Here is a 23,469-nt window from a genome sequence, read left to right as displayed (position 1 = left end):
GCTTCCCCGGCCCGTGGTCGCGAATGCCCTGCCGGGCCCTCGCACGGCCATGACGCCGCATGCGGGCCGGATCGCGATCTTCTCCGCGAGCGTCGGCGCCGGCCACGACGGCGCGGCGGCCGAACTGGCCCGCCGCCTCACGGCGGACGGATTCACCGTGGACCGCCACGACCTGCTGGACCTGCTGCCCGCCGGACTCGGCCGGGCGGTCCGGACGGGCTACCACCGGATGCTCGTCCGTGCCCCGTGGGCCTATCAGCGGATCTACTCCAGCAGCGAGCGCGCCGGAGGCGGCGGCCCGGCCGCGCGGGCGCTGCTGCGCGCGGCCGAACGCCGGGTGCTGCACGCCCTGCGCCCGGGCACCGGCGCCGTCGTGTCCACCTACCCGGGGGCCAGCCAGGTGCTGGGCAGTCTGCGCCGGGACGGCAGGCTGGCCGTTCCCGTCCTGACCTACCTGACCGACTTCTCCGTACATCCGCTGTGGGTGGCGGACGGTGTGGACGTGCATCTGGCCGCCCATCAGGTGACCGCCGCCCAGGCGCGGGCCGCCGGCGCCCGGACCGTGCGGGTGTGCGGGCCGGTCACCGATCCGCGTTTCCGGCCCCGCACCGGGACGGAACGCGATCGGGCACGGGACAGGTTCGGCCTGCCGGAGGAGGCCCCGCTGGCACTGCTGGTGGCCGGTTCGTGGGGCGTCGGGCCTGTCCGGCAGGTGGCCCTGGAACTGCGTGACTCGGGCGCGGTCGTACCGGTGGTCGTCTGCGGACGCAACGAGGCGCTGGCCGCGCGGTTGCGCGCCGACGGCATCGAGTACGCCTACGGGTGGGTCGACGACATGCCCGCCCTGATGAACGCCGCCGACGTCCTGGTGCAGAACGCGGGTGGTCTGACCTCGCTGGAGGCGTTCGCGGCGGGGCTGCCGGTCGCGAGCTACCGCTGCATACCGGGCCACGGTCTGACCAACGCCGCCGCGCTCCACGAGGCCGGCGTGGCCGCGTGGATCCGCGACCCGGCGGATCTGAAGGCCGTGCTCACCGATCTGACGGACGGCACACTCGGAGTGCGGCAGCGCGAGGCCGCCTTCGCCCTCTTCACCCGAACTCCCGGCCAGGGCCCGGCGGCTGAGATCGCGCGCCGGCACCGGCGCGGCCCCCTGCCGCGGCAGGCACCGGCGCGGGAAGGCTCGGCCCCGGCCGGCCGGGCACGCCCCACACCCCGTCGACTCGCCGCCACGGCCGCGGTCGCGTGCGCCGTATGGGCGTGTGCCGTGGTCACGGGAGGCGCCACGGCGCTCGACGGACCCAGCCTGGTGCGGACCATCGGCCACGGCCTCGACCTGGACGACCTCCGCCCAGGGGACGGCCACGGCGTCGGACCCGGAAGCCACCACTCATGACCGCCCACCGCGTGCTCCGCACGGCCGCACTGGCCGCCCTGCCGGCGCTCGTCGCCGCCCACGCCGCCCCCGTGGTCTCCACGTTCGGACCGCTGCGCAACCGCGCCATGCCCCGTCTCTCGGGCCGCGGCCGCCCCGACCACGTCGCCCTGACCTTCGACGACGGACCCGACCCGCGGTCCACCCCGCGCTTCCTGCGACTGCTCGCGGAACGCGAGGTCCGTGCGACCTTCTTCCTGCTCGGCAGAGAGGCCCAGCGGTTTCCGGACGTCGTACGGGAGATCGCCGCCGCCGGCCACGAGATCGGCGTCCACGGCTGGCTGCACCGCCCGCTCCTCCTCCGTGGCCCGCGCGCCACGTACGACGACTTCGCCCGGGCCCGCGACACCGTCGCCGTCCTCACCGGGCGACCACCCACCCTCTTCCGGCCGCCGTACGGCGTCATGTCGACCGCGGCCCACCTCGCGGCACACCGCCTCGGCCTCACCCCGGTGCTGTGGACGTGCTGGGGAGAGGACTGGACGGCACACGCCACCCCCGAGTCCGTCCACCGCGTCGTCACCGCCGACCTCGACGACGGCGGCACCATCCTGCTCCACGACTCCGACTGCACCTCGGCGCCCGAGGCCTGGCGCGCGACCCTGGGGGCCCTCCCCCGGATACTCGACACCTGCGCGAGTCGGGGCTACCAGGTGGGCCGGCTGTGCGACCACGGATGGCGGGGCAACGCCTCACGCCTTCCCCGCACTCGGGAACACCCGGGACCCGCCGATCGTCTACAGTTCGGTAGACCGTCTACCGTGTCGTAGTCGCTCGTTGTCGGTCACTCACTCACTTCAGGTCGCGGAGCAGGGGCGGGCGGTGTACGAACCGGAGGAGCCGGAGAGCGGTCGGCGCGCGGCCCACGTCGTGGCATGGCTCAACGCCCGCGAAGAGGTCGAGAACGCGTTGCGCGAGCCTCTCGGCGGCCTGCCGAGCCAGCAGGACGAGACGGTGTCCCGGATGGCCGGCGTACTCCAGGCCACGGCACAGGGGCTCGACCCCGGCGCGGCCGCGCTATGGGCGGGAGTGCCCGAGCGGGTACTTCACGGCTGGCTGGAGAAGGACTCCGCCTTCGCCGCGGCCGTGAAGTCGGCCGGTGAACTGGCGGCCGCCCACGGACCGCACCTCCACGGCAGGGTGACGGCCGCACAGCTCAGGGTGATGCTGCTCGCCCTCAGCCGGGGTGGGACCTGGCCGGCGGCCGCCCGGCTCGCCGGCATCTCGACGCACCAGTACCGCAAGCTGTGGGGCGCCTCGCCGGCCATGGTCGCCCTGGTGAACGCCGCACGCAGCGTACGGCCGCGGAAGTCGAAGCACCTCGCCGCCCCCGGGCGCCGTCGGCCGTGGCCGGCTTCCGCCGACAGCAAGGGCTACCGCCTCGTGCGGCGCGACGCCCCCCGAGCGCCAACGGACACGACAGGGGCCGACTGAGCCCGCTCCCGCGGCCAGTTGTGCGCGGGATCCGCCCGTCCTCCTCCGCTTCCCCCGTCGCGCTCCACGACGTCGACGGAGCGCCGGCCGCTGCGCGCGAGGGGGCACGGCCGGGCGGTGATATCCGCCGCCGCGGCGCCCGGAAGGTGACCGGGGCGGCGTCGGTCCCATGTCACCGCCCGCGCATGCGCCGCCGCCCTCAGGGCAGTTCGAGCCGGTAGCCGTGCCCGCGCAGGGTGGTGACGCGTGGAATGCGGTACGGCTGGGCCACCGGGCCCGTGAGTCGGCGTCGCAGCGCCGCCATGGTGACGTCGAGCGTCTTGGTCGACCCGAACCAGTTCTCGTCCCAGACCTCGGACATCAGGGTCTCCCTGGACACCGCCTCGCCCACGTGCCGGGCGAGCACCGCCAGCAGCTCGAATTCCTTCGGGCGCAGCCGCACTTCGTGCTCCTGGAGCGTGCAACGGCGGGCCGTGATGTCGACGACCAGGTCGCCGAGCCGGATCGGCTCCCGCGGCGGCGAGGCGATCGTCCGGCGCCGCATGTGGGCGCGCAGCCGCGCCAGCAGCACGGTCAGGCTGAAGGGCTTGACGAGGTAGTCGTCGGCCCCCGCGTCGAGCCCCGCGATGACGTCGATGTCGTCCGTGCGGGCGGTGAGGATCACGATCAGCAGGTCCGGGAAGCGGGCGCGCAGCGTACGGGCCACGTCGAGCCCGTCCATGTCCGGCAGCCCGAGATCCAGCAGGAGCACGTCGTGGACGGACCGCGCGGCCTCGGCGAGCGCGCCCGAACCCGTCCTGCTCCAGGTGGGCGCGTAGCCGTTGCCGCGCAGGCCGGTGTCGAGGTGCCGGCCGATGGTCTCGTCGTCCTCGACGACGAGGACCTGGACAGGACGGGTTCGGGCGGGGTCCACTGCGGTGGGCGTACGCATGCCCGGCAGCGTAGAGCGTGGTGGCACCGTCACAGATCCCGGAGTTCCTCGACCGCCGGGCGGGCGGCCCCACGCACCCCGTTCAGAGCAGCGGCCAGGACGGCGGCCGCCGCCGCGAGACCGGTCAGCGCCAGGTAGCCGCCGGGCACCGCCGGAGCCGTGGGCGGCGGGTCGAACACCCCTGTCAGTACCTTGACCAGCATGTCCGACAACGCCCAGCCGATGAGCGCGCCACCGGCCAGGCCGGCCGTCGTCAGCAGCAGCGCCTCCGTCAGAACCATGCCGCGCAGCTGACGCCGCCGGGCGCCGAGAACCGTGGCGACGGCGAAGGTGCGGCGCCGTTCGGCGAGGCCGAGGGCGAGGACGAGCCCGCCCGCGCCGGCGGCCAGCAGCACCGCGAAGACCAGCTCGATCCGGGTGAGTCCGGCCAGGTCGACGGAGGTGAGACTCGTGCCGACGGTGCCCCGGGTGGTGGTGAGGTCCGTGACGGTCGAGTCCGTGCCCAGGTGCTGTCGCAGTCGTGCGGCGACCTCTTTCTGACGCGTGCCGCCGGTGTCCACGAGGAAGGCGCCCACCGCGTCGGTGCCGGTGGCCCGGGCCACGTACGAGGCGTTGGCGATGAAGAAGCTGTCCTTCGGCGCCGTGGGGAACTCCTTGGCGATCCCCACGTAGTGGAAGGGCACCGTGCGCAGCGTCTTCGTCCGGCCGTCCTGGACACGGAGGTTGACGGTGTCACCGGGCGCCAGCTGGAAGTCGTGCGCGGTCTCGGCGCTGACCAGCAGTGCGTCGGGTTGGCGTGCGAGCCGGTCCATGAGTGCGCTGGCGCTGCCTCCCGAGAAGTAGGCGTCCTGGAGTGAGGTCGCCGAGGCGATCGTCCGGGGCCGTACCCCGTAGAGGTCCTGGAGGTCGGAGCCGACGTAGGCGAACCGGTGCTGGAGCGGCTCGACCCGGCGCACGCCGGAGACCTTCAGGGAGGCTGCCGCGCCGGGCGGTGTCGCGGCCCCGGGCGGCTCGGTGACGGTGACGTCGGCGCCGTTGGTCAGCCGCGCGTCGACCTCGGCCTGCTGACGGTAGGTCGTGTTGAACGTCGCCGTGGACACCGCGAACGACACCGCGAGCGCCAGCAGGACCACGGAACGGGCCAGCGGGCGTCGCCGCCTGGACAGGACGGCCGCCGTCGTCCCGGCCAGGTCCGCGGCCAGCGGACGTGAGAGCAGGGTCAGCAGGCGCCGGCCGTGGGTCAGCGAGAGGAGCGTGAGCCGCCACAGCAGCAGCGCGGAGCCCGCCCACAGCAGTGCGGGGCCGAGGAACGCCCAGTACGACACGGAGACGCTCGGCACACCCTCCGGGGCGAGGACGAGGGCGTACTGGTTGCCCGACGACGCCCGGAAGACCAGCCAGGAGCCGAGCAGCAGGGCGAGGTCGAGCCCGTACCGCATCCACCACGCGGACCCGGTACGGCGTCCGGGCCTGCGGGTGTCGGCGACGGTCACGGACCGCAGGTCGCGCAGCGCGGGGATCAGCACGGCCGCCGCCGCCACGGCGGCGCCCAGCAGGAAGGCGACGGCGTACCAGACGAGCCAGGAGGCCGTCCGTGCCCCGAAGGAGGCGGAGCCGAAGGCGAATCGGCCGGTCAGCGCGGCGAGCCCGGTTCCGGCCAGGCCGCCGGTGACGCCCACCAGCGCGGCCTCCAGGCCCGACAGGGCGGCGATGCGCCGTGGCGGCAGCCCGCGCAGTCGCAGCAGGCCCTGCTCCTGGCGGCGCCGTTCACCGCCGGCGGCCGCGACGGCGGCTGTCAGGGCGGCGGCCAGCATCGCGCCCGGGACGCCCAGGAACAGGAAGAGGATCTGCGCGTAGAGGGCGTCCTGGCGGGCTGAGTCGAGGGCGGCGCCCAGGTTGTCGCCCACGAGCGCCCCGCCGAGGGCGCGGGCCTCGAGGTTGTGGGCGGCTCCGGTCACCGCGGAGAAGGCGGCGGCGGGGTCGGAGGGCAGCCGGGCGTCGCGGGAGGCGTGGATCTGGGTGGTGACGGCGGCGGCGTCGCCCGCGTGGGCGGTCAGGGAGGCGAACCGGGCGGACGGGAGCAGGACGACGTTGTCGGGTGGCGCGGCCGGCTGCGACTGGCCGGGTGCGCCGACCTTCTGGAACAGCGAATCCGCCTGGGGGAGATCGACGACGCCCGCCACCCGGACCTGTTCCCGGCCGCTTCCGGGGAGGCGGATGCCGATGGTGTCGCCGGGAGCGACGTGCAGGTTCGAGGCGGTCTGCTGGGCCAGCAGGACGCCGTCGGCCGCGCCGGTCAACCGGCGTACCTGGCCCGGGAACAGATGCGTGTATCCGTCGGGCACGCCCAGCACCATGCCGGGGCCCGTCGTCTGGGTGCTGCCCCCGGTCCGCGCGGTGAACCCGCTGCTGTGGGCGAACCCGACCGGGACGGCGGTGCGGATGCCGGGCGTGTGCCGGATCAGCGACAGCGTCGCCCCCAGGTCGGCGCCGGGCTGGACCTCGACCTGCCAGTCGACCGCGACCGAGCGCACGGCGCGCTGGGTCATGGTCGCCTTCGACGCGGTGAGGAAGGAGCCGAGTGCGGCGATGAGGGCGACGGCCAGCGCGACCCCTGCGACGGCGGCCAGCAGCCGGCCGGTGCGGTGCCGGGCCAGTCCGCCTGCCCATGCGGTGTTCATGACGGGGTCTCCGAATCGCGGGGGGTGCGCATGACCGACCGGGTGGCGAGGAGGTTCACGGCCGTGCCTCCGGGCCGGGCGCGGTCTCCGCGGGGCCGGGCGCAGTCTCCGCCGTGCCCAGCAGCCGGCCGTCGCGCATGGTGAGCCGGGTGGTGAGACGGGCCGCGACCGCCGGGTCGTGCGTGGTGACGACGAGGGCCGCGCCCGTCTCGTCGGCCGCGGTCAGCAGGGCCGTCAGGACACGGGCACCGGTGGCGTGGTCGAGGCGTCCGGTCGGCTCGTCGGCCAGGATGAGCCGGGGAGCCTGAGCGAGGACGCGGGCGGCCGCGACGCGCTGCGCCTGGCCCCCCGAGATCTCCTCCGGCAGACGATCCGCCAGGTCGGCGGCGTCCACCAGAGCCAGCGCCTCGACGGCCGCCCGCCGAGCCCGGGCGTCGGCCGTCCCGGAGAGCACGAGCGGCAGCGCGGTGTTCTCGGCGACGTCGAGGGCGGGGACCAGACTGTCGCCCTGGAAGACGAGCCCGATGTCGCGGGGGCCGTCCAGGGCAGGCCGGACGACCGTGCCGCTCGTCGGCCGTTCCAGTCCGGCCAGCAGATGCAGCAGCGAGGACTTGCCCGACCCCGAGGGCCCGACTATGGCGAGCCGGTCACCGGCCCGCACGGTCAGACACGCCCCGTGCACGGCGACCACGGCGTTGGTGCCGCGGCCGAAGGTGAGGGCGGCGTCCAGGCAGACGACCAGAGCGTCGTCCGGGGCCCCGGGCCCGGCGGCCGGCGGCGTGGTGGGTTCGCCGTGGCGCGTCAGTGGTTCACGCGGGGACATGGCTCGCCCTCCCGTCGTCCAGGGTGATCACCCGGTCGGCGACCCGTACGGCCTCGGCGCTGTGGGTGACGATCAGTACGGCGCAGCCGAGATCGGCGCGGTCGCGCAGCATGCGCAGGATCAGGCGTTCGGTGTCGCCGTCGAGTTCACCGGTGGGCTCGTCGGCGAGCAGGACCTCCGGGGAGTTGGCGAGGGCGACGGCCAGTCCCGCCCGTGCCAGTTCCCCGCCGGAGAGCTGCTGGGGCAGCGCGTGGACCCGCCCCGCGAGTCCGACCTGTCCGAGCAGTTCCGTGGCCCGCACGTCGGGCCGGCCGCGTACAGCGCTCTGGGCGAGGCGGACGTTGTCGCGCACGTCGAGGTGGGGCACGAGGTTGCGGGTCTGGAGCAGCACGCCGATGTGGCGGGCGCGCAGCCGCGCGCGTTCGGTCTCGGGGCGGTGGCTGATGCGCACGCCCGCAACCCGCACCTCGCCGCCCGAGGGTTCGTCGAGGCCGGCGAGACATGACAGCAGCGTGGACTTGCCCGCTCCGGACGGTCCGACGACGGCGACCGTCTCGCCGCGCCGGACCCGCAGCGACACCCCGCGCAGCGCGAGGGTCTCCTCGTCACCCGCGCGCAGGAAGCGGTACAGCTCCCGTGCTTCGAGGGCGTCCGGGGACCCGGACGGGGACTGCGCGGGCGGCCGGTGCGGGGCCGGGGGCCGGGTGCGTGAGCGGACGCGTGACCAGAACGGGGATGCGGGGACAGGCACGATGCTCCTTCTCACTGCCACGCGAAGGAGTCGCTGACGATCCGCCAGGGGTCCACGTTGTCGGCGTTGACGGGCCCGGACAGCGTGACGTCCACCTCGTGCCCCTGGCGGTAGAACGCGTACCGCTCGAACGCGTCGCGCACCACCTTCCCGGTCACCGGGTCGGCGGCGCTGTCGCCCTGGTACTTCAGCAGGACGACCGGTCCCGCGTGCCGGGTCACCCGCGTCACCTCGGCTCCGCCGAACTTCGGGACCTGCCCTTTCAGCCGCGGGACGATCTGGCCGGTGACGGAGGGGACGGTGGGAACCGCGGAGGCCGCGACGGCCTCGACGCGGACGTGGTTCAGCTTGTCCGTGAAGACCGTGGCGGTGCCCTGCGCGGTACGGGCCCACCCCTCGGGCACCTTGACCGTGAATCCGCCCCCGGAGGGCCGATGGGCGACGTACGCCTGGTTGTCGGGGATGTCACCGGGGGGATTGGACTCGGTGGGCGGCGCGGCGGCGCCGGACGTTTCCTTCGACCCCGGGGCGGGACCCGGGTCCGGGCCGGCGGAGGCCCCCGAGCATCCGGTGCTCACCGCCGCCGCGAGTACGAGTGCGACGACACCGTAAGTACGTGCGCGCGACATGGCCACTGCCCTCCTGGAAAACCGGCCACCGCCCCGGGACGGGCGGTCCTGTCGGCAACGCTAGGAACCGCCTGGTTAACGCTCCGCACGACGAGGGTTAGACGACGGCAAAAGCGCGTGGCGCGCCCCGCGCCCCGAAGCCGGGGGCCCGCATGATGAGTGACATGAGACAGCGTGTCGTGCGGGTGGCGGTCACCGCGGTGCTGGTCGCGCTGATCCTCCTCGCGATCCCCCTGGCTCTCGCCATCAGGTCCTCCCTGTACGCCCACCAGCGCGACACCCTCGAACGTTCCGCTCTCGCCGCCGCCGTCCGCGTCAGTCCCGACTACACGACGGGGGACCCCGTCGAACTGCCGTCACCGGGAGGGGCCGGACATCTGGGCCTCTACGACCCCGCCCCGCGGCTGCGCGCGGGCAGCGGCCCCCGGACCGGCGACACGGCGGTGCGCCGGTCGCTCGGGGGCGTCATCGCCCGCACCGGGTCGGGCGGCGAACTCGTCGTCGCCGTGCCCGTCTCCCACAACGAGAAGGTCATCGGCGTCGTCCGGACCTCCTCCCCCGTGTCCGCCGTCCGTACCCAGGTCTTCCTCGGCTGGGCGGCGCTGTTCGGCGCGGCCGTGCTCGCCCTCACCGTCGGCGTACTCGTCGCCCGGCACCAGGCACGTGCCCTCGCCCGCCCGTTGGAGGACCTCTCCCGGCACTGCCGGGCCGTGACCGCCGGCGACCTGAACGCCCGTGCCGCCCCCAGCGCCATCGCCGAGATCCGGCAAGTCGCCCTCACGCACAACGACATGCTGCACAGCCTGTCCGAACTCCTGCGACACGAGAGGAACTTCACCTCCAACGCCTCCCACCAGCTGCGCACACCGCTGACGGGGCTCCAGCTCACCCTGGAGGCGGGCCTTTCTCAGGAGGACGACAGCCGACTGCGGCCGGTCCTGCGGGAGGCCCTGGCCGCCACCCGTCGACTGCACCACACCGTGGAGGAGGTGCTGCGCCTGGCGGGCTCGCCGCTCCCACCGAACCGGCCCGCGTCCGACCGCCCGGTGGCCGCACTACTGGAGGAGACCGACGAACTGTGGCACGGACTTTTCGCGCAGGACGGACGGCGCCTGGAGTGCGGGGTGCAGGACGCCCCGGCCGACGTACGCGTTCCGGGCGGACCGGTCGCCGAGATCCTCGGCGTCGTACTGGACAACGCGCGGACGCACGGGCGGGGCAGTGTCCGGGTCTCGGTACGTGACCTCGCCGGCGCGCTGGCCTTCGACGTCGCCGACGAAGGCGTACTGGACATCGAGCCCGGCCGCCTGTTCGACCGCGGCCACTCGGGCGGTGACGCCGGTGGCACGGGGATCGGCCTCGCTCTCGCCCGCGACCTGGCCGCCTCCCTCGGCGGCCGGCTCCTGCTGACGAACGCCGACCCCACCACGTTCACCCTGCTCGTCCCCGTCGACGAGGAGGAGCGGCACGACGGGCAGGAGGCGGCCGGCCGCAAGGACGGCGGCCCGGACCGGAACGCATAGCTCCGTACGCCTCTTTCGGCGGTGCCGCGAGGGGAGACACCTCCGCCGTCGCCCTGTCGGGTGGATTCATGGGGCACAGCGGGATCGAGCACCTCCGGATGGGGACCTATGGACCGGCGGCGGTGTGTGCTGTCCGTCACGAGGGGGTGGTTCGGATGAGTTCAGCCGGACCTTGTCAGGGTCCGACGGACGTCGAATCCCCCAGGCACGACAGGAGCACTCTCTTGACGTCGACGCATTCGGTGATGAAGAAGCTGCCCGAGGTCACTCTGGCGTTCTGGATCATGAAGATCGCCGCGACGACCCTGGGCGAGACGGCGGGCGACCTGTTCGCCCAGACCCTCAAGCTCGGCTACTTCGTGACCACGATCGCCCTGTTCCTGATGTTCGTGGTGACACTGGTCGTCCAGCTCAGGTCCCGTCGCTACAACCCGTTCTTCTACTGGACCGTGATCCTCTCCACCAGCATGGCCGGCACCACCATGTCCGACTTCATGAACCGCGACGCCAGCGCCAAGTACCTCTCGGACGGGGCGACGTCGCTCGGCTGGGGCCCGCAGGGCCTCGGGCTGGGCTACCCCGAAGGCGCCGCCATCCTGGTCTCGATCCTTCTCGCGATCTTCCTCGCCTGGAAACTGACCGGGATGACGTTCCAGATCCGCGACATCGTGACCTTCCGCGCCGAGGCCCTGTTCTGGTCGGCGATCCTCGTCTCGAACACGCTCGGTACGTCCATGGGCGACTTCCTCTCCGACAGCTCCGGCCTCGGCTACCTCGGCGGGGCGCTGCTCGTCTCCGGGGTGCTGGCGGTCCTCGTCGCGCTGATGAAGGTCCCGGTGGTGCCGAACGTCCTGCTGTTCTGGATCGCCTTCGTCCTCACGCGGCCGCTGGGCGCCACCGCCGGTGACTTCCTCACCAAACCGCACGCCAAGGGCGGACTCGACCTCGGCACCGCCGGCTCGTCCGCCGTGCTGCTCGCCGCCCTGTTCGGCCTCATGGCCCACGCCCAGATCCAGGAACGCCGCACGGCGTTGCCGGCCTGACGGCCGGAGCGGTCCGGCGAATATCCGGCGGCCGGTGGACCCGGTCCCGGGCATGCGGCCACAGCCCCGGGAGCTCCACCGGCACAACACGCCGTGGTCCCCGGCCCCCTCGCCGCCCCGCGAGCCGGGCGGGGCCTCGCGGTCGTCCTCGTCACCCACGACCACGCCCTGGTCTCCGGCCGCGCCGACGTCGTCCCCGACCGCACCGCGTCCGGCCCGCGCACGCCCGCCACCGAGCGAAGGGTAGGACTGATCCGCAGCTGAACCGGGGCACCTCTCCGCCGGCCCGCCTCACGTCGGTCCGGCCAGGTCGCTCCCCCCGGCGGGAAGGCGTCAAGTCCGTTCGCCCGGCGGATGGCTGGGACCGGCTTTCTCGACTGGCCGCGGGTCAGCCTCCTCGAATGTCCGCGGGTCAGAGTCCTCGAACGGCGACGGCCGCGTACTCCACGTACTCGTGCAGGCTGTAGGCCAGCGCGAGGGCCGCCAGCGCCAGAGCGGCCACCGCCAGCGCCAGACCCAGGGCACCCGCCTGCCGGGCTCCCCCCTGCGGTGCCGCGGGCGCCGGCCGGAGCAGCGCCTCGACCCGCTGGGGCACCGGCCCGGTCGTCACCGACAGCAGCGGATACCCGCCACCGGTACGCCGCCTCTGCGACGCTCCGGCCAGGGCCGCCCGGGCGATGGCCGCCGCCGCCACCTTGCGGTCACCGACGGCGGCCGCCGCCGCTTCGTCCGCCCATCGCTCGAGGTGGAAGCCCAGCGACTCCCGCAGGCTCCGCACCGCGGGGTGCACGGTCGTGCACAGGTCGACCACGGCCGACAGCAGGTGGTGGCGGCCGGACAGGTGGGCGCGCTCGTGGGCCAGCAGCACCTCGCGCTCCCTGGCCCTCAGGGCCCGCACCATGCCAGAGGTCACCACGATCCGGCCGCCGCGTCCCCGGCGGCCGGGCAGCGCGAAGGCGTCCACCTCGCCGCCCGGCACCACCAGCAGGTCGCCGGCGCCCGTTCCCTCGGCGGCCGACCGCCAGGCGCGCCTGAGCAGCGAACGGTGCTGGAACCACCGCCGCACCAGCAGCACGAGCTGGACGAGCAGGACCGCACCGGCCACGCAGGCCACCGGGACCACCGCCGGCCACGCCTCCCGCACCCGCGTGAGGGGCACCTGCTCCAGTGCCGCGAGGAACGGCACGTGGAACAGGCCGGTCAGCGCCGCGATCGTGCCGCCTGCCATGAGGACCGCCGCGGCCGTCAGGGTCCAGCACGCCTCCCGGGGCGGAAGAACACCGGCGAGACGGCGAGCGGCCGCGGAGGCGCCCCACGGAAACGCGAGGGCCAGCACGACCAGGCCGAGGACGCAGGTCACTCGGAGCCGTCCCCGGCTTCGAGAAGCAGGCGCCGCGACGTGTCCTCGTCGTTCGCGGACAGGGAGGACGCGAAGCGCCTCAGCACCAGGTCACGACGCGGCTCCCTCCCCGTCTCGTGGCGCATGCGCCCGGCGAGGAGCCCGGCCGCGTCCCGCACCTGCTCGCAGGCGAGGCCCCGGCCCGACGGGATCCGGCGCACCGTGCCCCTCTCGTGGAGCCGGGTCAGGATGGTGGCCGTCGTCGTCCTCACCGGCCCCCTGCCGAGCGCCGCGTCGACCTGCCGCGCGGTCAACGGCTCTCCGGCCTCCGACAGCACGGCCGGCACCTCCGCGACGAGCTCGCCGTGCGGACGGCCGCCGTCCCGGCGCTTGTCCGACATCCCTCTCCCGTTCTTCGGCATCCTCGGCCGGGCGCGCCTCACGCACCGGCCCCCACCGCGTCCACCTGAACGTGGACATGCGCGCTTCCAAGGAACGCCCAATCTACTGGTCACGGTGTGGGACCGTCCCGGCCGACGGCGCCGCCGGCCGGGGTCCGGGGCCACGTGGGCGCCACCCCCGCCGCCCCGCGTCCCTTTCGCGAGAGACGACCGTTTGCTACGTTTACACTAATTCAAATGACGTATTGCACTAGTGCAATTCCGGTGCGATATCGCCCCCAGGGACAGGACGGCCCACCCGCCCCCGTCCGCGAAAGGCCGACCGTGTACGTTCCGCGACATTTCTCCCCGACCGACGAGGACGTCCGGCAGTTGCTGAACCGCCATGGCGCCGCCGACCTGGTCACGGTGACCGAGGACGGCCTCCAGGCCACCCTGCTGCCCTTCGTGCACGACCCCGAGGCCGGTGCGCACGGCTCCCTCATCGGGCACATGGCCCGCAACAACGAGCAGTGGAAGCTGCCCACGGCCGGCCAGGCCATGGTCATCGTGCGCGGCCCCGACGCCTACGTCACACCCACCTGGTATCCCTCCAAGGCCGAGCACCATCGACACGTTCCGACCTGGAACTACATCACCGCGCACGTCCACGGGAACCTGCTCGTCCACGACGACCCCGCGTGGGTCGAGGACCAGGTACGCAGGCTCACCGACAAACACGAGGCCGGCGCCGCCACCCCCTGGTCCGTCGACGACGCTCCGGCCCCCTACCTCCGAGGCCAACTGCGCGCGATCGTCGGCGTCGAACTCTCCATCACCCGTATCGAGGCGAAGTTCAAACTCAGCCAGAACCGCTCCGAGACCGACATCGGCGGTGTCGTCCACGGGCTCCGGAGCCGTGGCCAGGGCCAGGACGGCGCCCTGGCCGACGCCGTCCACGCCTACAGGCCCCGCCGTCCCGGCGACGCCGGCCCCTCCGTTCAGGACGGCTCCGGCAGGAAGTTGTAGGCCGGCACGGGCGTGGCCCATACGGTGCCGACGTCGCCCAGGACGGGGCCGTACCGTGCCATGGCAGGGCGCGCCCGGACCGCCGGGCCCCAAGGCCCTGTGTTCCGCATGCCATGGGGCGCCGCCTGGCCCCTCCCCCGTCGACACCTGTGTCCTCGAACCCGGACGGGCTCTTCGCCCCGCCGCGTGTTCCCGCGAAGGCGTCCCGCAACTTCCGTTCCGGACGGGCGAGTTGGAGCCCCTCTCCGCCTCTCGGCTGCCTCGGTGAAGGGCCGGCCGCACAGCCGGGGTGACACCACCGCATCGGGTGAGGCGAGGGTGTCGTCTCCCTCTACTATGTCGGTGTCCGGTCCAGACGTGGAGTCGACGGACTGGTACTCGCACCCCACTGGGCAACGGAGTTGGAGCCCGGCCGAGCCGACCTCACGGCGGATCCGGTGACTGTGGGTTCCACTTCAGGAGGACAGGTCCAGTGCATTCGCTCGATGGCTCCGATCCGTCACACATGGGCCGCTACCGGCTGGTCGGCAGGCTCGGTGAGGGCGGTATGGGGAGGGTGTACCTCGCGCGTTCGCCGGGTGGCCGTCCGGTCGCCGTCAAAGTGATCAACGACCACCTCCGCCACGACGAGCACGCCCTCAGCAGGTTTCGGCGCGAGGTGGACACCTTGGGCACGGTCCGCAGCGCGTACACGGCATCACTCATCGACGCGGAACTGGACACACCCCCGTACTGGCTGGCCACCGAGTACGTGCCGGGGCCCACGCTCCACGCCGCCGTCATGACCCACGGACCGCTCGCGGCAGACCTGGCGCGGATCATGCTGGCCGCGCTGGCCGAGGGTCTGGACGCCATCCACGTCCGTGGGGTGTGGCATCGGGACCTCAAGCCGCACAACGTCATTCTCTCCGCCACCGGCCCTCAGCTGATCGACTTCGGCATCGCCCGCAACAGCGGTCCTTCCGACCTGACCCAGGTCGGCAGCGCGATGGGCAGTCCCGGGTACATCGCACCGGAGACGATCACGGGCAGCGAGACCGGTCCGGGAGCGGACGTCTTCGCCCTGGGCGCCACGCTGGCGTTCGCCGTCACCGGCCGACCGCCCTATGGGGACGGGTCGTTCGCGGCCGTGTCCTACCGTTCGGTGCACGGGGAGATCGACCTGCGGGGTGTGGACCCCGGCGTCGCCGAGCTCATCTCGGCCTGCGTGCACAGCGATCCGGCCCGGCGTCCCCACCTGCAGCGGATCGTGGAACTCTGCCAGGCCGAGACCGATCTGGTCCAGCATCCCGCCTACCAGCGGGCACTCGCCGCGGGCCCCGCCCCGGAACGGGAACGTGCCGCGACCGTCGCCGGCCCGGGAAGCGGTGCGGGAGGCGGTCCGGGGAGCGGTATGGCGGCCGGCCTCTCGGACGCGACGGCGCCGCTCTCCCCGCCGATGACGACGGCCACCGCGGTCGGCACCCGGGAAGCCGAACCCGGCACCCTCCTCGCACCGGGAGCGGGCCCCGGCCCCCTCGCGCGCCCCTACACGGCGGGCACATACGGCGCCCACCCGGACGGCGCGTACCCGGTGACCGCTCCGACGGCGCGGCCGGACGGCACAGGGCCCCACAACGGACGGCGCGGAAGGGCTGCCGCCATCGGCGCGGGCGCGCTGGTCGCCGTCGCCGCCTCCGCGCTGTTCCTGTTCCACGCCTTCGGCGACGACGGCTCCGGGTCCGCGCGCGCCACCCCCTCCACCAGTGCCGACCGTGCCGCCGACAGGTCGGCCGGTCCCTCCGAAAGCGGAGCGAAGGCATCCCCGTCCGCCGCGGGCGCAGGCGCGGACGCGACCCCCAGCTCGGGCTCAAGCGCAGGCGCAGGCGCAGGCGCAGGCGGTTCCGCGGACGGGAGCCACCTGCCCGACGCCTTGGTGCTGAAGCCCCCCTTCACGTTCGAGGTCGGGAAGTTCGTGCAGACCGTGCGCTCGCGACTGATCATGCAGACGGACGGCAACCTGGTGCTCTACGACGAGTCCGGCACGGCACGTTGGGCGAGCCGGACCCAGGGCGCGGGGAACACGGCCGTGCTCCAGGCGGACGGCAACCTGGTGGTCTACAGCGCCCAGGGCAAGCCGTTGTGGGCCAGCAACACCCCAGGCGCCGACGGCGCGACGCTCAAGGTGCTGGAGACCGGGAACATGGTCATCGCGGTCGGCGACCGGATCGCCTGGCAGACCGGCACCGCCCACTGACGGGCGGCTGTGCCGGCGCGTCAGCCCAGGGGGTCGCACTCGGCGCCCGTCACCACCGCCTCGCCACCCGGATCCCGTTTCCCACCGTAACTCGAGCAACGCGTACGGTAGTCACGCGCGCGGCTTGAGCCGGAGGCGGAGTTCGTGACGGCGCCGCACGGGGCGCGGGCGCGTCGTCGGTGACGGCGGGCGGGCGCCAGCGGACGGGCGGCCGTCCACGATCCGTCCGCGCGCGTCACCGAACCGGTCGCGGCACCGGGTACGACGACTCGCCTCGCCGGACCTTGTCCAGTAAGCGACAATTGTGACGTCAGTCGGTCCCTCCGACGTCGGCCGCGCCCCGCGCTTCCACCGAGGTCCGGGGACGCCGACGCGAGGGACGTGTTCCACGAAGCCCATGACTCCGGCGTCCAGGAACCGGGGGCCGGATCGGATCCGTACGTCGCGGTCCCGCCACGTCCGCGTCGTCCGGCGACCCGGACAGCATGGGGCAGCCGGCTCGAAGGAGGTCCAGGTACGACTTCCCGGACGGTGACGGGATCCCGTACGACCGAGGAGGTTTCGTCATGGACGTCACCGCGTTGGCGGCACTCCTGCAGGAGACCGCGGAGCACCACGGATTCTACGAGGCGACCGCTCCGGAGCACGACTGGTGGGACTGGTACGCCGCCTACATGACCGCCCGTGAGCACGGCCGGGCTCCCGACGAGGCGGCCGCGGACGCCGCGCTCCACATGGACGCGCTGCGGCGGTAGAGCGGCCATGACACGGCGGTTCCCCCCTCTTGTCCTGACCGGGACGGTGTCTCCCGGCCCAGGACACGGTGGTGCTCTGCCCCCGCGATGTTCGCGCCCGGTCCCCGGCCCCCGCGCGTGCCGCCGTCCCGGTGCGGCTCCCCGTCGTCCACTTCGCCGGTCCGGACGCCCAAGTCACCAGTGGCGTAGACCCGTTCATTCGTACGGGCGGGGCGGGCAGGAACCGATGGAAGCGGAGGTGCTGTCGAATGCCCAGCGGTGACGTGCTCGTGCTCATCGATGAGGACGGCCGGATCGTCGAGTGGCGACGCGAGGCCGAGCAACTGTTCGGGTGGTCCGCCGAGGAGGCCGTCGGTCACGCGGTGACCGCGCTCGTGCGCGAGACCACGGCTGACGGTGAAGGGCGTCGGGCAGGGTTCGCGGCCGGCATTCCGGTACTGGTCAAGCCGGTGCTGCGGGGCACTTCCGTGATGTGGCAGGTCCTCGCGGCGCAGGACGCGGTGTCGGGGCAGGACGTGGCGATCCTGGAGGCCATGTTCGCCCACTCCCCGGCACGACTGCACGTACTCGACCATCAGCTGCGGGTGGCCCGCGTGCCCGGCGCCACCCACGGTCCGTCCGGCACGCCGGCGGAAGACCTGGCCGGCACGTACTTCGCCCAGGCCTACGACCTGGAGGACCCCGAAAAAGAGGCCGCGGTGGCGCAGCAGGTCCTGGACGGGGGTGAGCCGGTGGTCAGCCGGCTCGTACGGACCCTCGCCGACGCGCCGGCTGAGTTCGGACGACGTATCTACTCCGTCTCGTACGTCCGCCTCGAGAACTCCCACGGCGATGTGCTCGGACTGGTGGCGTCCGCGCTCGACGTCACCGAGCGCGAGAACGCCCATCACCGGCTGGCCCTGCTGGAGGTCGTACGCACCCAGGTGGGACAGGGAATGAACGTGGGTGCCGTGTGCGAGGAGTTGGTGGAGGCGGTCGTGCCCGGCTTCGCCGGCATCACCGTGGTCGAGGTGATCGAGGACGTCGTCCACGGAGAGGAGCCTCCGCTGGTACCCGTCCACGAGGACACCGTGCTGCGCCGGGCCGCCTTCCGGGGTCCGGTCTCGGCCTACCCGGTCGGAGACGTGCGCCCCCTGCCGAGAGGCACCCCGTTCGCGCGTGTGCTGTCCGACCTGCGGCCACGCCTTCTCTCCATCGGGGAGGACACCGACTGGCTCACCGCCGACCCGTCCCGTGCCGATGCCATCGAGCGATCCGGCGCCCACTCCCTGATCGTGGCTCCGCTGGCGGTGCGCGGCCAGGCTCTGGGCGTGGTCAGCTTCTACCGCCACCGGCAGGAGGACCCCTTCACGCAGGACGACGTCGCGGTGGCCTCGGCCGTGTGCGCGCACACCTCGCTCTGCGTCGAGACCGCCCGGCGGTACATGCGTGAGTGGATCATCGCCGCCACGGTCCAACGCAGGCTTCTGCCCCAGCATTCGGGCACCCCGAACACCCTGGAGATCGCCCGGTTGTTCCTTCCCGACCCGGACGGCGGCGGGGCCTGGTCCGACACGATCGCGCTGCCCGGCGCACGGACCGCGCTGGTCGTCGGTGAGGTGGCGAAGCAGGGCATCGGCGCGGCCGTCACGGTGGGAATCCTGCGCACGGCCGTCCACACCCTCGCCGCCCTGGACCTGGAACCCGACGAGCTGCTGGCACGCCTGAGCGACACCGCGGGCCGTCTCGCCAAGGCCTGCGCCGCCCTGCCGCCCGGGGATCCCATGTGCCGCGAGTCACTCACCACCGGCTGCGCCGTCGCGATCTACGACCCGGTCGAACTCACCTGCACCCTCGCCCGCGCCGGTCTCCCGCAGCCCGTCGCCGTCCTCCCCGACGGCACCTCCACCGAACTGCCCGTCCCACCGGGACCGTTTCTCGCCGAAATGAGCAGCGCTCCCTTCCCCGCGACCACCGTCGCCCTCCCCGAAGGCACCACCCTCGCGATCGGCACGACCACCGCGGCGGACAAGGTACTGGCACCCTCCGGTCCCCTGCGCCCGCTCCTCGACTCCGTCGGTGCCAGGCCCCTGCCGGAACTCTGCGGTGACCTCGCCGCCGCGCTCACGGATCACCGGCCCACCGGTGACACACTGATACTGATCGCTCGTACCCACGCGCTGCCCGCGGACCGCGTACGGACGGTCCCTCTGCCGTCTGATCCCGAGGCCGCACCCCTCGCCCGGCGCGCGGCGCGCCGCCAGCTCGAGGTCTGGGGGGTGGACGAGGAGACGGCCTTCACCACCGAACTCATCGTCAGCGAGCTGGTCGGCAACGCGATCCGTCACGGCGCCCCGCCCCTGCGCCTACGGCTGATCCTCGACCGGATGCTGACCTGCGAGGTGAGCGACGGCGCGACCAGCGCCCCCCACGTCAAACACGCCCGCACGGTCGACGAGACGGGCCGTGGCCTGTTCATCGTCGCCAGCCTCGCCGCCCAGTGGGGCTCCCGCCATCACCGGCACGGAAAGACGGTCTGGGCGGAGCAGCCCCTGCAGGACGCGGGGTCCTCCGGATGACCCGGATCGCCCCCGGCAGGTCGAAGTGCCCGCGCGACAGGGAAGCGGGGTGGCGCGGGCACTTCCCTCACCCCCGGGCGGTGCGGCGCCAGGCCGGACGGCTCGTCGACGGAAGGTGAACGGACGTGCGTCACTACGATCTCGTGGTTCTGGGAGCGGGCAGCGGAAACATGCTGCCCAACGAAGAACTCGCTCATCTCCGCACCGCCCTCGTCGAACCCGACCGCTTCGGCGGCACATGCCTGAACCGGGGCTGCATTCCGAGCAAGATGTTCGTCGTCGCGGCCGACGCGGTCGAGGACGCGCGGGCGGCGGCACGTCTCGGCGTCCACGCGACCGTCGAACACGTCGACTGGAAGGCCATCCGCGACCGGGTGTTCCACCGCATCGATCCGCTGCACGCGAGCGCGCTGAACTACCGCAGGGAGAACGGCATCGACGTGTACACCGAGGAGGGACGGTTCGTCGCACCGAAGGTGTTGCGGGTGGGAGCCGAGCGGATCACCGCCGACACGTTCGTCGTCGCGGTCGGATCACGGCCCGTGGTGCCGGACATCCCCGGTCTCGGCACCGTCGGTTACCACACCTCGGACACCATCATGCGGATCGACGAGGTGCCCGCGTCCATGGTCGTCATCGGTGGCGGTTTCATCGCCGCCGAGTTCGGCCATGTCTTCGGCGCGTTCGGCTCCGACATCACGATCGTGCAGCGGGGGCCGCGTCTGCTGATGGCGGAGGACGAGCAGGTGTCGGCACGCTTCACCGACCTGGCGTCGCGGCGTCATCGCGTACTCCTCGACGCCGCCGTCACCTCCGTCGAAGGGCGTGAGGACGGCGTCGCGCTCACCGTGTCCTGCCCGGACGGCGACCATGTCGTCCGGGCCGCGGCGCTGTTGGTGTGCGTCGGCCGCCGGCCCAACACCGACCGGCTGGACGCCGCCGCCGGCGGTCTGGACCTCGACCGGCACGGCCACATCGTGACGGACAGCGCCTACCGCACGTCGGTACCGGGGGTATGGGCCCTGGGCGACACGGCGAATCACTTCCAGCTCAAGCACATGGCGAATGCCGAGGTCCGGCTCGTGCGGCACAACCTGCTCCATCCCGAGGACATACGCACACTGCCCCACAAGGCCGCCCCGCACGCGGTCTTCACCAGCCCGCAGATCGCCAGTATCGGGCTGACCGAGCAGGAGGCCCGCCGTCGCGGCGTCGGCCACCTCGTGAGTGTCCGTGACTACGGGGACGCCGCGTACGGATGGGCGCTGGAGGACACCACCAGCTTCGTGAAGATCCTGACCGATCCTGTCGAGCGGACGATCCTCGGCGCGCACATCATCGGCCCACAGGCCGCGACACTCATCCAGCAGTTGATCCAGGCCATGGAACTCGGTCTGACGGTGGACAGGATCGCCCGGGACGTGCTGTACATCCACCCGGCACTGACCGAAGTGGTCGAACAGGCCCTGCTGGCCCTGTAGTTCCCGCCCGGGAGTGGACGGGCGCGCGAGTCCCCGTCCCCGCCCGGGTGGGCGGCCGACGGGAGCCGGAAGGGCCCGCCGTACGGTGACTCCGTGCTCCGCCACGACAGTTCCTCTCCCCATCCGCCATCGGTGGTGCGCGTACCACTCGACGAGCTGGAGATCTCATGAGTGACAAGATCGCCCTGTCGACATGGCCCACACCGCTGGAGCGTGCGCCGCGGCTGGCGGTGGCGCTGGGGCTGGGCGAGGCCGACCTCTGGATCAAGCGGGACGACCTCATCGGTCTGGGAGGCGGTGGCAACAAGGCCCGCAAACTGGAGTGGACCGTCGGCGCCGCCCTCGCGGCCGGCGCGGACACGCTGGTCACCACCGGTGCCGCGCAGAGCAACCACGCCCGTCTCACCGCGGCCGCCGGCGCCCGCCTCGGGCTCGACGTCGTGCTCGTGTTCCCCGGCACCCGCGACAGTGCCGTGAACGGTTCCGGCAACCTCGTTCTCGACAGTCTCTTCGGAGCCAGGGTCTTCTGGGCCGGCGACAGCGAGCCGAGCGCGATGGCCGACGTCGCCGACCAGGTGTGCCGTCAGCTGAGCCACGACGGGGCGCGCCCCTTCGCCATCCCCTTCGGCGGTTCAAGTCCCCTCGGCGCACGGGGATATGTGGACGGCGGTGAGGAGCTGCTCTCCCAACTGCCCGATGTGGAGCACGTCGTGGTCGCCCTGGGTTCCGGCGGCACCATGGCGGGACTGATCGGCGCACTCGGGGAGCGGCGCGTCCTCGGCGTTCACTGCGGGGCGGTGGCAGAGCCGGCCGTCATCGTCGCCGGGCTCGCGGGCGCTCTGACCGGCCGCGACATCGCCGCCGATTCCCTGCGGATCCGCACCGACCAAGTGGGCCCGGGATACGGGGTGCTGCACGAACCGGTCCTGGAGGCGATGCGTACGGCGGCGCTCACCGAGGGTCTCGTCCTCGACCCGGTCTACAGCGGGCGCGCCATGGCCGGCCTGACCGCCGCGGTCCGGGACGGAGACATCCGCCCGGGGCAGCGCAGCGTCCTCCTGCACACCGGCGGGATGCCGGGCCTGTTCGGGCATACGGAGACCGTGCACCGCGCCGTCGACGGCCTGCGCGCCTACGAGCGCGAGGGGACGGCTTTTCGCGAGGAAGAGTAGAGTCACTGGTTCGAGCGGTGACACTGTCCGGGATCTGGAGTACCCGTGATCCCGGATACATGGCCTGGGGTACGCGTTGACGCCTAAGACGACCGGTCATATTGTCTTCATAGCGCCTCCGCGGATCGCCCGCGGCCCCGGCCGCGCCGCCCGCAACCGCGAGGACCGGCAGGCCGACGGGAGTTCCCACGCGGGACTAGAACCGGGCGCCGCGCACCCCCAGGAGAAGCGTGTCCACGTACCAGGCATTCGAAGTCACCGGATCACGGCAGTTCGCATGGACCACCCGTGAGCTCGTCCCGCCCCGCGCGGGCCACGTACGGATCAGGGTGGAGAGCTGCGGGGTGTGCCACTCCGACGTGCTCGCCGTCGAGGGCCTCAGGCCCGATCCGTCGCAGCCCGTCGTTCCGGGTCACGAGGTCGTCGGGACGATCGACGCCGTGGGCGAGGGAGTGCGGGCGTGGCGGGTCGGCGAACGGGTGGGCGTCGGTTTCCTGGCCGGTCACTGCGGTGAGTGCGACCCGTGCCGGCGCGGCGACTTCGTCAACTGCGCCGACCAGGAGCAGACGGGGACGACCGTCGACGGCGGGTACGCCGAGGTGATGTACGCCAGGTCCAACGCGCTGGCCCGGATTCCGGAGGGCATCTCGTCGGCCGAGGCGGCCCCGCTGCTGTGCGCCGGCCTGACGAGCCTCAGCGCCCTGAGCCAGCTGGACAGCCGGCCCGGGTCGCTCGTGGCCGTGCAGGGCATCGGAGGTCTCGGACATCTCGCGGTGCAGTACGCGGCCAGGCTCGGCCACCGGGTCGTGGCGATCGCCCGCGGGGCGGAGAAGGCGTCGCTGGCGGCCTCACTCGGCGCGGACGACTACATCGACAGCGCCGCCGAGCACCCCGGGGAGGCGCTGGCGCGACTGGGCGGCGCCGACGGCATCGTCGCGACGGCGGCCAGCGGCGCCTCGATGACTCCCCTGCTCACCGGACTCGCCCCGCGCGGCCGCATGATCGTGGTGGGAGTCGGCACCGACCCGATATCGGTGTCCACGCCGGACCTCGTCCTCAGTACGCGGACCATCACCGGCAGCCTGACGGGAACCCCGATCGAGAACGAGGACAACCTGGCCTTCAGCGTGCGGCACGGGGTCCTTCCGCTGATCGAGCGGATGCCGCTCGCCGAGGCGCCGAAGGCATACGAGCGCATGATGTCCGGCGAGGCGCGCTTCCGTGTCGTGCTCGACGCCGTACGGGCCTGACCGGGCCTGTACGGGCCGG

The 23,469-nt window shown here is 73.1% G+C and carries 20 protein-coding genes; 13 read left to right on the top strand and 7 right to left on the bottom strand.

Annotation, left to right across the window (positions count from 1 at the left end; genetic code table 11):
- Positions 1–49: 49 nt before the first annotated feature.
- From ABZV34_RS10260 to ABZV34_RS10250, 3 genes are read left to right on the top strand one after another with little or no spacing between them, the layout of a single operon-like run.
- Complete coding sequence (locus ABZV34_RS10260; protein WP_356273299.1) at positions 50–1,396, top strand: glycosyltransferase; 1,347 nt, start codon at positions 50–52, stop codon at positions 1,394–1,396.
- Positions 1,393–2,205, top strand: coding sequence for a polysaccharide deacetylase family protein (locus ABZV34_RS10255; RefSeq protein ID WP_356273191.1), 813 nt, complete (start codon positions 1,393–1,395; stop codon positions 2,203–2,205). The genes ABZV34_RS10260 and ABZV34_RS10255 overlap by 4 nt, the downstream gene beginning before the upstream one ends.
- A gap of 52 nt (positions 2,206–2,257) precedes the next feature.
- On the top strand, positions 2,258–2,869 hold the full coding sequence (locus tag ABZV34_RS10250) for a hypothetical protein (protein ID WP_356273189.1): 612 nt from the start codon (positions 2,258–2,260) through the stop codon (positions 2,867–2,869).
- A 199-nt stretch (positions 2,870–3,068) separates the two neighbouring features.
- Here the strand turns inward: ABZV34_RS10250 and ABZV34_RS10245 are convergent, their stop codons facing one another.
- The 5 genes from ABZV34_RS10245 to ABZV34_RS10225 all read right to left on the bottom strand — a co-directional run bounded on the left by ABZV34_RS10245 (position 3,069) and on the right by ABZV34_RS10225 (position 8,684).
- Entirely contained in the window at positions 3,069–3,800 is a 732-nt protein-coding gene (locus ABZV34_RS10245) for a response regulator transcription factor (RefSeq protein WP_356273187.1), read from the bottom strand.
- Between the two features lie 29 nt (positions 3,801–3,829).
- On the bottom strand, positions 3,830–6,481 hold the full coding sequence (locus ABZV34_RS10240) for an ABC transporter permease (protein WP_356273185.1): 2,652 nt from the start codon (positions 6,479–6,481) through the stop codon (positions 3,830–3,832).
- 55 nt (positions 6,482–6,536) lie between these two features.
- Positions 6,537–7,304, bottom strand: a complete 768-nt coding sequence (locus ABZV34_RS10235; protein WP_356273183.1) for an ABC transporter ATP-binding protein — start codon at positions 7,302–7,304, stop codon at positions 6,537–6,539.
- Positions 7,291–7,935 carry an ABC transporter ATP-binding protein gene (locus tag ABZV34_RS10230; RefSeq protein ID WP_356273297.1) on the bottom strand — a complete coding sequence of 215 codons (645 nt, stop codon included), beginning with the start codon at positions 7,933–7,935 and terminating at the stop codon, positions 7,291–7,293. Before ABZV34_RS10230 ends, ABZV34_RS10235 begins: the two co-directional genes overlap by 14 nt.
- 131 nt (positions 7,936–8,066) lie before the next feature.
- Positions 8,067–8,684 carry a hypothetical protein gene (locus ABZV34_RS10225; protein ID WP_356273181.1) on the bottom strand — a complete coding sequence of 206 codons (618 nt, stop codon included), beginning with the start codon at positions 8,682–8,684 and terminating at the stop codon, positions 8,067–8,069.
- Positions 8,685–8,848: 164 nt separating this feature from the next.
- Between ABZV34_RS10225 and ABZV34_RS10220 the strand changes: the two genes are divergently transcribed.
- From ABZV34_RS10220 to ABZV34_RS10210, 3 genes are all read left to right on the top strand, one after another.
- Positions 8,849–10,207, top strand: a complete 1,359-nt coding sequence (locus ABZV34_RS10220) for a HAMP domain-containing sensor histidine kinase (protein ID WP_356273179.1) — start codon at positions 8,849–8,851, stop codon at positions 10,205–10,207.
- Between the two features lie 224 nt (positions 10,208–10,431).
- Positions 10,432–11,250 carry a hypothetical protein gene (locus ABZV34_RS10215; protein ID WP_356273177.1) on the top strand — a complete coding sequence of 273 codons (819 nt, stop codon included), beginning with the start codon at positions 10,432–10,434 and terminating at the stop codon, positions 11,248–11,250.
- A 93-nt stretch (positions 11,251–11,343) separates the two neighbouring features.
- Entirely contained in the window at positions 11,344–11,514 is a 171-nt protein-coding gene (locus tag ABZV34_RS10210) for a hypothetical protein (protein WP_356273175.1), read from the top strand.
- Between the two features lie 148 nt (positions 11,515–11,662).
- On the opposite strand, the gene ABZV34_RS10205 is transcribed toward ABZV34_RS10210, so the two are convergent.
- Together ABZV34_RS10205 and ABZV34_RS10200 are read right to left on the bottom strand one after the other, a co-directional pair.
- Positions 11,663–12,610: a M48 family metalloprotease gene (locus ABZV34_RS10205; RefSeq protein ID WP_356273173.1), complete on the bottom strand. Its 948-nt coding sequence runs from the start codon at positions 12,608–12,610 to the stop codon at positions 11,663–11,665.
- Positions 12,607–12,990, bottom strand: a complete 384-nt coding sequence (locus tag ABZV34_RS10200) for a BlaI/MecI/CopY family transcriptional regulator (protein ID WP_356273171.1) — start codon at positions 12,988–12,990, stop codon at positions 12,607–12,609. The genes ABZV34_RS10205 and ABZV34_RS10200 overlap by 4 nt, the downstream gene beginning before the upstream one ends.
- Before the next feature lie 324 nt (positions 12,991–13,314).
- On the opposite strand from ABZV34_RS10200, the gene ABZV34_RS10195 reads away from it, so the two are divergent.
- The 7 genes from ABZV34_RS10195 (at position 13,315) to ABZV34_RS10165 (ending at position 23,450) form a co-directional block, all read left to right on the top strand.
- On the top strand, positions 13,315–13,998 hold the full coding sequence (locus tag ABZV34_RS10195; RefSeq protein WP_356273169.1) for an FMN-binding negative transcriptional regulator: 684 nt from the start codon (positions 13,315–13,317) through the stop codon (positions 13,996–13,998).
- A gap of 472 nt (positions 13,999–14,470) precedes the next feature.
- Positions 14,471–16,234 (top strand): protein kinase, encoded by a 1,764-nt coding sequence (locus ABZV34_RS10190; protein ID WP_356273167.1) that lies wholly within the window; start codon positions 14,471–14,473, stop codon positions 16,232–16,234.
- A gap of 566 nt (positions 16,235–16,800) precedes the next feature.
- Complete coding sequence (locus ABZV34_RS10185) at positions 16,801–16,989, top strand: bleomycin resistance protein (protein ID WP_356011638.1); 189 nt, start codon at positions 16,801–16,803, stop codon at positions 16,987–16,989.
- A 248-nt stretch (positions 16,990–17,237) separates the two neighbouring features.
- Complete coding sequence (locus tag ABZV34_RS10180; protein WP_356273165.1) at positions 17,238–19,547, top strand: SpoIIE family protein phosphatase; 2,310 nt, start codon at positions 17,238–17,240, stop codon at positions 19,545–19,547.
- A 125-nt stretch (positions 19,548–19,672) separates the two neighbouring features.
- Positions 19,673–21,028 carry a mycothione reductase gene (locus ABZV34_RS10175; protein ID WP_356273163.1) on the top strand — a complete coding sequence of 452 codons (1,356 nt, stop codon included), beginning with the start codon at positions 19,673–19,675 and terminating at the stop codon, positions 21,026–21,028.
- A 167-nt stretch (positions 21,029–21,195) separates the two neighbouring features.
- Complete coding sequence (locus tag ABZV34_RS10170) at positions 21,196–22,200, top strand: D-cysteine desulfhydrase family protein (protein WP_356273161.1); 1,005 nt, start codon at positions 21,196–21,198, stop codon at positions 22,198–22,200.
- Between the two features lie 230 nt (positions 22,201–22,430).
- The gene (locus ABZV34_RS10165) at positions 22,431–23,450 is read left to right on the top strand and encodes an alcohol dehydrogenase catalytic domain-containing protein (RefSeq protein ID WP_356273159.1); all 1,020 of its coding nucleotides are present in this window, start codon (positions 22,431–22,433) and stop codon (positions 23,448–23,450) included.
- Positions 23,451–23,469 lie beyond the last annotated feature (19 nt).

Source organism: Streptomyces sp. NPDC005195 (assembly GCF_040608315.1).
Classification (GTDB): Bacteria; Actinomycetota; Actinomycetes; order Streptomycetales; family Streptomycetaceae; genus Streptomyces; species Streptomyces kaempferi.
Note: the sequence above shows the minus strand (reverse complement) of the source record. Positions and strands in the feature narration are given on the sequence as shown.